The organism is Acidithrix sp. C25, from assembly GCF_904848545.2.
Genome location: NZ_CAJHCI020000004.1, coordinates 207687 through 220083, shown reverse-complemented (window position 1 = coordinate 220083; position 12397 = coordinate 207687). Strand labels below are relative to the sequence as shown.

Annotated in this window: 11 protein-coding genes; 5 read left to right on the top strand and 6 right to left on the bottom strand. The window is 48.6% G+C overall.

What is annotated here, in order from left to right; all coding sequences use genetic code 11:
- Positions 1-112: 112 nt before the first annotated feature.
- The gene (locus ACIDITHRIX25_RS000000103770) at positions 113-406 is read left to right on the top strand and encodes a hypothetical protein (protein WP_201733733.1); all 294 of its coding nucleotides are present in this window, start codon (positions 113-115) and stop codon (positions 404-406) included.
- On the opposite strand, the gene ACIDITHRIX25_RS000000103765 is transcribed toward ACIDITHRIX25_RS000000103770, so the two are convergent.
- Positions 387-611: a hypothetical protein gene (locus ACIDITHRIX25_RS000000103765; RefSeq protein ID WP_201733732.1), complete on the bottom strand. Its 225-nt coding sequence runs from the start codon at positions 609-611 to the stop codon at positions 387-389. The two genes, ACIDITHRIX25_RS000000103770 and ACIDITHRIX25_RS000000103765, sit on opposite strands and share 20 nt — an antisense overlap.
- A gap of 280 nt (positions 612-891) precedes the next feature.
- On the opposite strand from ACIDITHRIX25_RS000000103765, the gene ACIDITHRIX25_RS000000103760 reads away from it, so the two are divergent.
- The 3 genes from ACIDITHRIX25_RS000000103760 (at position 892) to ACIDITHRIX25_RS000000103750 (ending at position 3628) form a co-directional block, all read left to right on the top strand.
- Entirely contained in the window at positions 892-1296 is a 405-nt protein-coding gene (locus ACIDITHRIX25_RS000000103760; protein ID WP_201733756.1) for a zinc ribbon domain-containing protein, read from the top strand.
- A 671-nt stretch (positions 1297-1967) separates the two neighbouring features.
- The gene (locus ACIDITHRIX25_RS000000103755; protein WP_052605433.1) at positions 1968-2306 is read left to right on the top strand and encodes a helix-turn-helix transcriptional regulator; all 339 of its coding nucleotides are present in this window, start codon (positions 1968-1970) and stop codon (positions 2304-2306) included.
- Positions 2306-3628, top strand: a complete 1323-nt coding sequence (locus tag ACIDITHRIX25_RS000000103750) for a type II toxin-antitoxin system HipA family toxin (protein ID WP_283770459.1) — start codon at positions 2306-2308, stop codon at positions 3626-3628. The genes ACIDITHRIX25_RS000000103755 and ACIDITHRIX25_RS000000103750 overlap by 1 nt, the downstream gene beginning before the upstream one ends.
- 35 nt (positions 3629-3663) lie before the next feature.
- On the opposite strand, the gene ACIDITHRIX25_RS000000103745 is transcribed toward ACIDITHRIX25_RS000000103750, so the two are convergent.
- The 3 genes from ACIDITHRIX25_RS000000103745 to ACIDITHRIX25_RS000000103735 form a co-directional block, all read right to left on the bottom strand.
- Positions 3664-3936, bottom strand: a complete 273-nt coding sequence (locus ACIDITHRIX25_RS000000103745; protein WP_201733730.1) for a hypothetical protein — start codon at positions 3934-3936, stop codon at positions 3664-3666.
- Positions 3937-4881: 945 nt separating this feature from the next.
- A complete protein-coding gene (locus tag ACIDITHRIX25_RS000000103740; protein ID WP_201733729.1) occupies positions 4882-6093 on the bottom strand; it encodes a glycosyltransferase family 4 protein in 1212 nt (403 codons plus the stop codon).
- 359 nt (positions 6094-6452) lie between these two features.
- Positions 6453-7502, bottom strand: coding sequence for a hypothetical protein (locus ACIDITHRIX25_RS000000103735; protein ID WP_052605300.1), 1050 nt, complete (start codon positions 7500-7502; stop codon positions 6453-6455).
- A gap of 277 nt (positions 7503-7779) precedes the next feature.
- Here ACIDITHRIX25_RS000000103735 and ACIDITHRIX25_RS000000103730 point away from each other — a divergent pair, with 277 nt between their 5' ends.
- Entirely contained in the window at positions 7780-9936 is a 2157-nt protein-coding gene (locus tag ACIDITHRIX25_RS000000103730) for a SpoIID/LytB domain-containing protein (protein WP_201733728.1), read from the top strand.
- A 9-nt stretch (positions 9937-9945) separates the two neighbouring features.
- Here the strand turns inward: ACIDITHRIX25_RS000000103730 and dprE2 are convergent, their stop codons facing one another.
- Positions 9946-10716 (bottom strand): decaprenylphospho-beta-D-erythro-pentofuranosid-2-ulose 2-reductase, encoded by a 771-nt coding sequence (dprE2, locus tag ACIDITHRIX25_RS000000103725; protein ID WP_201733727.1) that lies wholly within the window; start codon positions 10714-10716, stop codon positions 9946-9948.
- A 100-nt stretch (positions 10717-10816) separates the two neighbouring features.
- Positions 10817-12166, bottom strand: coding sequence for an FAD-binding oxidoreductase (dprE1, locus tag ACIDITHRIX25_RS000000103720; protein ID WP_201733726.1), 1350 nt, complete (start codon positions 12164-12166; stop codon positions 10817-10819).
- Positions 12167-12397 lie beyond the last annotated feature (231 nt).

Sequence of the window (12397 nt, the reverse complement as noted above, 5' to 3'; positions counted from 1 at the left end):
GAACTAACGGGAGCGCAATCCCCTTCCGTACCCCTTCCGGTAAGGGAGGGGTCAAGCGACCCCATCCTTTCTTGGTCTCCCTGATTTACCTCTTGGGAGTTTCTGGTTTTCTATGTACTTTCTCACCGTACTTTCTCACCGTACTACTTCACTTTCTCTAATGGTGCTCCACCACAAGACACTACAGACTATGAGGGTGACCAAAAGTGGTTCCCCCACAAAGCATTTCGGACTCCATATCCCTTATGAGACGGTGCGTGAAGCCTCTAGTGGAGATGCCACCACCGCTATAGACGAGAAAATCATCAACCCTATGGCACTAGTCACTTGGGTAGATGACAAAACCATCGATGTGACAATCATTAATGGTCGCGAAGCCCGAGCTATCAAGCGCCAAAGAAACTAAGGTCATAGGCAAGCTCCACCACAAGATCAGCCAGCACAAGATCAGCCAGCGCAAGATCAGCCAGCACAAGATCAGCCAGCGCAAGATCAGCCAGCGCAAGATCAGCCAGCGCAAGATCAGCCAGCACAAGATCAGCCAACATAAGATCAGCCAGCGCAAGATCAGCCAACACAAGATCAGCCGGTGCAAACCTGCCCTGGATCAAAGAAGTATATAAGACTGGTAACTGCGAAGAGGAAAGTCAACTCCCTTGACACCTAGGGAAGACAAAATCATCACTTTGTGACTTTGACCATCAGGTGTCCAAAAAGCCGGCCAATCACGTCATTAACCACAACACCGCCACACTCATAGTTGGTGACGTAAGAGGGATAGAAAAACATAGTAAAGCCAAACGATCCATGGGTCGCCACGGTCGCCAGCAACTATCCCAGTGGTCAAGAGGCCCTCAAGAGCAATACCTCAATTAGAAAACTAACTTAGAGATACAACCCCTAAACGAGTCATACTCTAGCCAAACTTGCCCTGCGTGCTTAAGACGCAAGCGACCATCAGGTCGGCACTACCGATGCGAGAGCCCTATCTGTGGGTTCAGCTGTCATCGAGACGCCCTAGGAGCAATAAACATTCTCCAGAAGGCGATATACGCAGAGTGCTCTCCAATTGGACTAGATACAACAATCTTAGTCACGTATCTTCGAGCTGAAAAACATTGGTCACTCAATCAACGCAAGACACACCAAAAGGTGCAGTGCCCTAAGGCCAGAGCCCGAAGTAGTGCCCAGAACCGGGCCTTGTCTGAGATATCTCAGACAGGCAAGCCGAAACTAGCGAACTCATCTACCAGTACCAATTCATTAGCACCAGACCAGTCGGTCCCGGTGGCGTGATGGGAGCGATGTCAGGGAACCCCAACCAAACAGACGAGGCCAGAAGCCCCGTCCGTGAGGGCGGGGAGGTTCAGGGTTAGCCACGCAATGGCGGCAAAGCAAAGACATTCTGAGGAAATACGTGAAGTGGCTTGACTGTCACTGTCTCGAAAGTGCTTCTCACGCGCCCTGTTTCACCGCGCACAGCCTTTATGCGCAAGCCGATTTAAGAGGCAATTGTATAATTGGATCTTTGTCCCTTTTGGATTTTAAGTTCCGCACTTAATGCCAAGTAAGGCAAAGTAGCTGCAGTCTGGGCCCGAAAATACCAGGCGAAATAGTTGATTCCTGAGTTGTGAAATTGTCTTCTAGAGTTGATGTAGTTCGGAGAAGATTATCCGATAAAGTTGTACCTTGGACACGGGGCTAAACGCGCGGGAGCGCTGTTCAAGGTGTTTTGTACAACTCAAAAGGATTCGAAGAGTAGGACGAACTAGGTGGGGGTTCAGGACTATCGGAACGATCACTACTTCTTTGCAGATTGTACCCTTGTAACACAGATAAATCTATGTGTGTTATTTTGATTTCGCTCTAACACATATGTTTCTGGTGGTTAGTACTACCTTTAGATAACTGTATAACATGTACTATTCTATGTATAAAGAGCTAGATCATCACTAATATGGAGGATTATGGTAGTTAATCGTAGTTATCGTACGATCGAGGAGTGGGAGACCCTTGTCGGCGAGCAGGTCAGGGCCATGCGGATCGCGAACGACCTCGATCAGACGCGCCTAGCGGAGTTGGCGAACGTCTCGGTGGGCGCGCTCTCTAATTTGGAGCGTGGCAAAGGGTCGTCGCTTAAGACGGTGGTGGCCGTGGTTCGGGCCCTGGATCGCACAGATTGGATCGAAGCACTGGTTCCGCCCGTGACCGTATCCCCGATCCAGATGCTGCGGGCCAAGCGGAATTCGCCGCGGACGCGTGTCCGGGCGCGCTCGACCGATCCGCAACCGAGTTGGGTCCCCTGATGCCGTACCAGCCGGTCGACGTAATAGAGGTCCGGTGCTGGGGCTCCCGTGTTGGCGCAGTGGCGCTGGACGAACGGTCGGGGTTCTACGTTTTCGAGTACGAGCGAGCTTGGGCGAACAGCGGTGTTGAGCTGGCACCTATGACGATGCCGACCACGGGGCCGGCGCAGTTTTTCCTCTTCCCGACGCTGTCTCCCAACACTTACCATCGACTTCCATCGATGGTAGCCGACTCGTTACCGGACGACTTCGGCAACGCTCTGACGACCGCCTACCTGGCGAATGAGGGTTTGACGGCCGGGCAGATCACCGCGCTGGACCGGCTGGCGTACCTTGGAACGCGTGGGATCGGTGCCCTGGAGTTCCGTCCCTTGCGGGGTCCACGCACTCGCAAGGCGACAGCGATAGAATTGTCTGAACTGGTCGTGGCCGCTCGCATCGCACTCTCTGAGCGGATCACGTCCAAGGACGGGTTGACGGATGCGATCTCGCACCTAATCGCGGTCGGCACCTCTGCCGGCGGTGCGAGGGCTAAGGCTGTCGTGGCGCTCAATTCCGAGACGGGAGAGTTGAGGTCGGGTCAGGTTCCTGCCGATCCCGGCTTCGAGCAGTGGATCTTGAAGCTGGACGGCGTCGGTGCCGATCTTGACCTAGGCGCATCCGGCCACTTCGGCCGGATCGAATACGGCTATTACCTCATGGCTACTGTAGCTGGTATTGAAATGATGGAATGCCGCCTGCTGGAAGAGGGCGGACGGGCGCATTTCATGACGCGTCGTTTCGACCGCGTTCCGGGAGGCGAGAAGGTGCATGTGCAAACCCTCTGCGCAATGGCGCACCTGGATTTCCGGCAAATTGGCGCCCACGATTACGCTCAGTTGTTTTTGCACATCGAGCAATTGAGACTTGGACCAGAGGCGCGTGCAGAGGCTTTCCGCAGAATGGTCTTCAACGTCGCCGTTGCCAATTGCGATGACCACACCAAGAACTTCTCGTTCCTGCTGCCCCAAGGCGGTAGGTGGCGTCTGTCCCCAGCCTACGACATCACTTACGCGCACGCTCCGGACAGCCAGTGGACCCGACAGCACTTGATGGCTGTGAACGGTCGTACGACTGGAATCACGCGGTCGGACGTCCGCGATGTTGGCGATCGCTTCGCCGTCCCCGGTGCCTTTGATATCATCGAGCAGGTCCTCGAAGCGGTCTCCAAGTGGTCGACCTTCGCGGACCAAGCCGGAGTGCCCGCGGCGACTGCTGACCACATCTCCCGCGACATTGAGGTCTGGTCGTCGCCGCTGCGCAAACAGGTAGAAAAGCCATAGATGTCAGCTGTTAGGGCAAACTCTAGATAGACCCTTTAGCTATAACCCATTGTCACCATAAGTCCAGCGATGTTTCTCCTTGTTCCTCGGTGATCGTCATAAACAAAGAGTCCCCAATCAAGTTGAATCTGAGCTCCCGGTTTGCTTTCATAGCGAATGGTCGCCTTGGCGTGAGGTTTAATATTTGGTTTGATAGATTTTACGTAATTACGGATCGTCGTTTCTTTAGAGCTATAGCCCAAAGGTTCTATTCGAGAGAGTATCGCTGGAGCACTGATCAATCCGTCTTTGACAAAACCATCAATCATCTCCTTATAGAGGACCTAAGTTTTGATCCCCAAGGGGCTCTAGGTGGTTTAGTTTCGCACATTGCTCCATCACGAACGTACTTAGCTACAGTATTCCTAGATACACCGGCAAGTTTAGATATTTCGTGATAGCTGTGTCCTTGTGATCTTAATTCAATTAAATTCATTAATGTCCTGCCCTTGAAGCATTTGATTGCACCTGGGTGGTTTTGAATGTTCCACAGACAAGTCTTACTGGCGGGGGTGGGTCAATTTAATATTGGCGATCCTGGGTCAATTTAATGTTGCTGGTAACAGTTATAGAAGTTAGTCATGAAAAAAGCGACAAAGTGTGTCACCTTGACCAAATGTCCATAGCTTCATTGGGTCCATGGGTGACATGGCAAGATAGTTAGGCTAGGATCTCAACATTCGGGGAGGTAAAGTTGTCCTAAGGAGCGCTACCTCTCCGGAGATCTTGGGGCGACGTGAATTAATTTAATATCGTCGATGCCAAGACGGATCTCAGCAATTGCTTTAGAACCTTTTTCTAAAATGGGGGAAATCTATTGTGAGTTGCTTCAAATCCTATTCTGGTAGAACCGCTGTACTGCTTCTAAAGAGATTTCATAAAAATGGAACTTCAACCCCTAGTCTCCGCTAAATCGGAAGTGCCCTTCTAGCTGCCGACTGCCAGCTAGAAACTAAAAGAAATGGCCAACACTTAGCTCCAACTTCTCAGTTTCTTGCCGACAGCCTTTTTTTGATCTTTAGGGTAGGTCTTCATTCTTCGGTCTAGGTTCTCGCTCTACATGGTTGATATTCTGTGTAAGGCGGCGCTGTCTCCCCCTACACTTAGGGGTAAAGTAGAACCTTGGATTTTCTGGTCGACAGTTAACCAGATTTCTATTTTTTGGATTGTCGGAAACCTGTTAACCCTTCTTTTTGCTCTGGGTTCGGCTGAACTTAGTTATTAGGTAGTGACGAATCGAGTGCTGACTTGCCTTTCCTTACCGATGTGAGGAATTCGTTATATCGCGCGGTCAGGTTTGGCCATTGGTATTTTTTAGCCACATATTGAGTGCCATTATTAGCTAGTTGGTTCCGCAGTGGAGTATTCGTTAGGAGCAGCGAAAGAGTTGCCTCGAAGTTCTCATATGAGTCGAATGAGAGACCTCCGCCGCTCGCTCTTGCTTGGTTTGTTGTGGGTCCACAGCTTCGATTTACCATAACTGCTTTTTGGTGCGCCCAAGCTTCAATCAATACGATTGAGAATGATTCAAATGGCGACGGTGATATCAGGAGTTCCATGTTGGCTAAAAGAGTATGTTTGGTGGGCTCGTCCACGGAACCTAGGACTTCAATGTCTGGATGTGGATTTGGGAGAATTGAAATAGGTCCGGCGAAGACAAGCTTTAGATCGGATGGATTTCGAGTCTTGTACTCTTTGAATAGGTCGGCCAGCAAGGTGGCTCCTTTTTGCGTGTCAACCCTTCCTAAGCAAAGAAGGTACTTGGAATTGATGATACTTGAGGGAAGCAATGACCTGTCGTCTCTATTCTGACTTGTATTTTCGTACCCCATCCCAAGTATCATTGCCGGTTTTTGTGCCACAGCGAATCTATCTTCAACTATTTGACGTTCGGAAGGTGTGTGATATACCAGCGCGTCAATACTATTGAATACTTCTTTGAAGATAGGAAGATCTAACATTGGTTCGTTATGTGCGGTAGGGTGGAAGATTTTGGGAAGGTTGGTTAGGGTGACACCGGTGACTATCGGGTGATATAAATATGTATAGAAGGCGATTAGGTCTCCGTTGTAAGTCGAAATGGCATCATTTAGTTTCGGGGATACAGGGCCTTGGAGACGGATGACCTCAAGAGATTCTGCAAGCGACATGCTTTTGGGCGCGTTCAGCGCTCGTTTAGTTGCTTGGTAGAAGTTTGGTAGTCTTCGCCCTTCTACCTTATAGCGGTGGACTCTTACCCCATTCAATTCGCAATCGCCAGAAGGGAAGTGGTTATTCCAGGCTTCGATTTCTATTGCGGTTGTTGTCAGTATATCTACCTTATAACCTTGGTGTCTTACTAATGCTTCTGCTAATAGACGCGTGGCGTTTTCCGCACCACCAATTATTTCGCTTCCGTATCGCGGTATTACGAATCCAATGCGCAAATTAGTCACCTTAGGGGAGAGGTCGAATTGATTACTAAGCCATCCTATTACTAGAGTGGCCAACCTGGAACCTAGGTAGATAACCCGTAATTGATACTTTATCAGCGAAGAGAATTCGGCTTACGTCTGTGAATATTTCACCTTAGCTTCTAAATGCCATCTGGCCTTTTTGGCCAGGATGAATAGCAGCGAGCATTAGGTCGACTTCGTTTTGATTGCTTGGGGCTTGAGCAATTTTGAGGCCTTAAATTGCTAGGGCTCAATTTGATGAGGAAATCTGGAAACTCGTGCGACATCTGTTGTTATGGCTTTGTTGAGGATCTTGTGCTCGCCGATGACCATTTTTAGTTGCGGGGCAGTCAGATTGTGGAGCTTTGGGGAAGTGGATCCCGCTTTTGGAAGCGGGATAATGTCCAATTTTGCGAATTCTTTGCTGGCTCATCGATTTGAGTTAGACCATAATAGTTCATCAATTTTACGATTGTATCTGGGTGATATGAATAACGTTGTTCAACCTGAATGTCGAATTCGTTTTTTTCGGATAAATCTATGGCTAGTAGAATGACGTTTCCGTCGTTTGATATTTTCCGGCTAATTAATTCAATGAGCCCGACGATTTTTTTAGGATGGCTACGCCATAATAGGCTATCTATGATCAGTAATGACAACGAGCCGTCGGCGATAGAAGCTAAATGAGTAGCTAAGGGCTGATTGCGAATATAGATGGAGGTTTCCAATCCTTCAATATCTTTTTCTGCGTCGTCTATCAACAGGTATAGATCTAGAGCGCCATTGGTTCTCTCTGCAAATGGCAAGAGACAGGTCGTAGGCGATGCAAGTAAGATCCGACCATGGGCCCTTGAGATTTCGATTTCCAATTGTGTGTCTAGATCGATTGGAAGCTCGTGAGCTTTGATAGCACCGGAGTATCTGACTAATTTCTCGTTGGGGATCGTTTCCGAGTTGAATAGGCTCGAGAGGTTGTTCAACCGTGCGATGAGGCTAACGAGTAGCTCCGTTATCATTTTTGTGAAGTTTTTGAATTGATCCACTAGGTAGAGAATGTACCATGCCATGGATTTTCGAATAAGACGCTTAGCCTTTGTGGCGAGCCAGCTTCCAGATGCAGTTTGAGGGTCGGCATTTACATTGGCGTAGCTGCGGATTATCAACAACGCATCGGTTTCGTCGTTATTATCAGGTAGTTTTTGACCTGAAATCGTCTCGAACGAGGGTCTGAGTCTAATCAACATTGACGGGTCATAATGACCTAGATTTCGTTTTTCGGAAATCAGGGAGTCAATATCTTTTGTGATTTGGTCGTATAGGTGTGCGATATCTACGTCGCTGTAGCTCTTAGCTGCTAATTCAAATTTCGATCTATCATTGTCCTCAAAAATGGCAGCCATCCAGTTGTTGTTTCGCTTCGAATAGGTCCAAGTACCTTGGACTTTACATGGATAATTCTAGCCGTTTTATCCGACGATTTGTAGCCCACCTTAGGTGGCTATGCCCTCTGTATTTGTTGTCGAATTGTGAGATGCATGAATTTTTATGCATATTATCTTCTTGATAATCACTAGAAGTGTTAAGCTTTGCGGATTTTGTGACGAAAGTTGACGTATAAAGCAAATGCTTTAGGGGATTTAATGTTCCGAGCGACAGAATGCAGGAGGCATGGCGCAAATGAATTACCAAGGAGGAAGTTTAAGATATTACAAAAAGCCCTCACGTCTAGCTATGATGAGACGGCCGACTGTAATTGCTACGGCGGCGGTTGCCGGATTGTCACCGGGATCGGTATTTTTTTTAACTCCGATTGCCGCTGGTGCGTCAACGCCACCTTCCAGTGGTTCCTCTATTATTACATTCTCTGGCCATGGCTGGGGTCACGGCAGGGGTGCGGGTCAGTGGGGCCAACTTGGATACGCGCTTCAAGGCGGTTTGAATGCCAATCAGATACTTGCACACTACTACTCAAATACCACTCCATCTGTTGTCCAGAACACTCCCATTCGGGTAATAATTACTGCGAATTCAGGCAATGACATTGTTGTAACAGATTCATCTCCTTTTACGGTTGGGGGGTTCGCCTTTGCGGCCAACGCACAAGCCCGGATGCATTTAAATGCCAATGGAACTTGGGAGATCGATTCGACCACTGCTACGTCGTGTTCGCCAACTACCTCATGGACAGCACTCTCGAGCTCGACTCCGCAGGCTCAAGCGGTCGCGTCTCCAAACACTACGAATTATGCAACCGAGACCACTCAAAATGCCTTGGCGCTTTGTATTGGTGGGGTCCCTTATAACTATCGAGGAACGATAGATGGGGCTAGTTACAATGGCTCGGAGCGAACGATCAACGTCGTCGATGTGGAAGATTACCTAAGGGGTGTGGTCGGTTCAGAGTCTCCGGCTTATTGGGGAACTTTGGGAAATGTTGTCAATACGAATACTCCAGCGGGAAGCCAACCTACTGGAATGTATGCACTAATGGCCCAAGCCATTGAGGCGCGTTCATATGCGCTTTCGAGCCCTAATGAGTTTGGCTACGCAGATATATGTGATAACACATATTGCCAGGTCTACCGTGGGATGGCAGGCGAGAGCAGCTATACAGACACTGCGGTTTCAGCGACTGCGGGTCAAGTGTTGATGTTGAACGGAGCAATCGCTCGTACGGAATTTTCTTCATCTACAGGTGGCTATACGGCAGGTGGAACATTTCCAGCAGTGGTAGATACCTACGATGGGATTTGTACATCTAGTGCCTGTAACACGAATCATTCTTGGAATGCCAATTTGACTATTTCGCAACTTCAGAGCGATTTTCCCACCCTTGGGACCTTGAGTGCTATTACAGTTGACCAGCGCAACGGATATGGCGATTATGGTGGGCGAGTCGTCAACATTACAGTTACTGGATCAAGCGGTAGTCAAACAATGTCGGGCGAACAGTTTTCATGGGACACAGGATTGAGGAGTGATTGGTTTACCTTTTCGGGATCGGGGATTGCCCTTTCGACTAATGGTAGCCTCGCAACCACAACGACAACCCCAACCACAATTCCTCAACCACCTGCTACACCTGGTTACTATGTAGATTCATCTCAAGGTGGGGTTGTGGCATTGGGTTCTGCTTCGGTCTTTGGATCTATGGTTGGAACTAAGCTCAATAAGCCAGTAGTTGGTATGGCGGCAACGCCAGACGGTAAAGGCTACTGGATGGTTGCAGCCGACGGTGGCATCTTTAGCTTCGGCGATGCAGCTTTCTATGGCTCAACTGGAGCAATAAAGCTCAATAAGCCAATAGTCGGCATGTCCTCGACTCCAGATGGTAAAGGCTATTGGTTGGTAGCATCTGATGGTGGCATCTTTACCTTTGGCGACGCAGCTTTCTATGGCTCAACTGGAGCAATGAAGCTCAATAAGCCAATAGTCGGCATGGCCTCGACTCCAGATGGTAAAGGCTATTGGTTGGTAGCATCTGATGGTGGTATCTTTACCTTCGGCGATGCAGCTTTCTATGGCTCGACTGGAGCAATGAATATAACCTCTCCAATAGTCGGCATGGCCTCGACTCCAGATGGTAAAGGCTATTGGTTGGTCTCATCAAATGGATCTATCTATTGCTTTGGAGATGCAGCCAACATGGGTTCTATCGCAAGTAATGGCTATGGGGGAAGTGCTGTCTCAATGGCAGCTGCCCCTCAAGGTGGCTATTACATTTTGAGTTCGAGCGGCAAGATCTACGCCTTTGGCCCAGCTCCAATTATTCAGAACGCCTACGTGAATATAGGAACCATTCCTGGTTCTATCGTCGGCATTGCAGCAATTTGATGATCTAGGTTAGAAGGGGATTTTTCGAGCGAGCGCTCGAGGAAGATGTCGATAGACGCCGATGACCAATCCAATGGCGGACGGGACATAGACGGACGCATTTTGGTGATCTGTCGCCGCAAGCGTGGCTTTGGCAACCTCTTCGGGCGTTGTGGATAGGGGTGCGGCCTTTAGGTGGGAAGTCATCTTGGTTTTTACAAAGCCTGGTCGAACGACTGTGACTTTGACGCCCTTGTCGATGAGGGATTCGCCAAGGGCCATAGCAAATCCATCTAGTCCCGCTTTGGCAGAGCCGTAAATAAAGTTAGAGCGACGAACTCTTATGCCAGCTACAGAGGAGAGTACCACGATCTGTCCGAAGCCTTGTTTGGACATATGGTTAGCAACATTCAAAATTGCTGGTGCTAATTTAGAGAAGTTGATCTCTAGAATTTCCAGTGTTGACGCAGGTGAGTTTTCATCTTCATCCTGGTCGCCCATCGCGCCCGTGGCAAAGATTGCATAATCTATCGTTTCAAGTTCGGTACTTGCAACTTCGAGTAACGCTTGGTATGACTTTTCTGCTACGACGTCGTAAAAGATTACCGAAACCGATACCCCTTCACCTGTTGCGACAGAGGAGATAGCATTTGCAGAGCGTTGCATTGCCTCTAAGTCCCGACCAGCTAATACAAAACGAGTAGTTCCCCGGCGAGCTAATGATTTGGCTATCTCAACTCCAATATCCGAAGATCCTCCAACCAAAAGGACGTTGTCTGGGGTATGCATTGCGTCGAACACTAGGTACCTCTCGAAAATTCCAAGTTTTAAACTCGGATAGTAAATTTAATTCATATGTATTGAATGACGACTATGAACATTCAAATTAGCTGACGATCTTCTAAATCAGGCCAAGCCGCCGTGAAAGGTCGGATTTTATAAGGCCATTTGGATCCAGCTTTGATTTTATCATCGCGAATTTGTCGATTTCGGGGTACATCTTATGAATTGTTGGCCCTGACGCCCTTGAATCTTTGGCAAGATATATCCTGCCTCCGACCCCAAGTACCTCATCGTCTAGTTCATTTAGAAGCGAAGAAAGATTTTCTTGGCCAATTGGTATATCCAGGGCCAATGTCCATCCAGGTCGTGGAAAGGAAAGTAGCCCCTTATTTTCAGCACCAAAGCGCTTCAGGACTGCTAGAAATGAGGCCACTCCGGCAGCTGAGAGTCTCTCAACTATTTTGCGGAGCGTCTCTTCTTGACCATTTGGAACGACAAATTGGTATTGCAGGAAGCCAGAGTTTCCGTAGATGCGATTCCAGCTCCCAACTCCGTCGAGTGGGTGAAAAAATGAGGCCAGTGTTGCTATTTGGTCTTGTCGAAGTTTGGGTGCCTTGCGATACCAAAGTTCGTTAAAGGCTTTTATTGAAACTGTGTTTAGCGTTCCGGTGGGGATCCATTTGGGTGCCTCTAATTTTGTGTTTGCAACGTATTTGAGGGGTTGTTCGGCACGTTTTCCATGTAGTTCATCCAAAATAGCATGGTCGCCCCGAGTAAGGACCGATCTTCCGATGTCGCCACCTTTGGCCATCAGGTCTATCCAAGCGACGCTATAGCGAAATTTGTCGTCGCTTCCCAGCATGACAGCCATCAACTCATCCAAGTTTGTACATCTTCGGGTTTCCATCTTTATGTATGCCGACTCAATAGGAATCATCTCGAAAGTCGCCTTTACGATAATCCCTGTCAGTCCCATTCCTCCGGCGGTTGCCCAAAAGATATCTTCGTCCAAATCTTTATCTATCTGGTGCGTTCCAGTAGGTGTTATTAGTTCGAATTGAGAGACGTGATTGGTGAATGTGCCATCCAAGTGGTGATTTTTTCCATGGATATCTGCAGCTATGGCGCCTCCGACGCTCACATACCTCGTTCCCGGTGTGACCGGTACAAAGTATCCTTTTGGAACATAACTATTGAGGATAGAATTGAGAGAGACGCCACCATGTACGGTGAGGTGGTTCCCCGAGAGCTGCGAATCGTCAATTCGGTCCTCTTGAATGACGACGCGTCCCCCTGCGATTTGAGCGGCATCTCCGTACGCACGTCCCATTCCTCTTGCGATTACGCCGGCTCCATTTGCTTCGGAAAAGATATTTTCTATATCAGTTATCTGCTTGAGGTCGACTACTTCAGAGGTCACCTTTTGAGTTCTTCCCCAACCGTTTAGGAGTTGTCTTTGTGTCTTCATGGCTGCTCCCTGGTAGATCTACCTCGTTGTACGAGGCGACGCTAGAAGCAAACGATCTTTGGCCAAGATGCTCAAATTGCAAATCATTAGTTTGCATTGCATACCAAAGAGCGAATCCTTCTGGTGAATAATTTAGCCTACGGTATCTCTATTTCATCCTGATAGGTGGTTTTGTCTTTTTAGAAATGGAGTTTTGGGAGCTCGAAGACATAACGACGAGGTGTGAGTCGC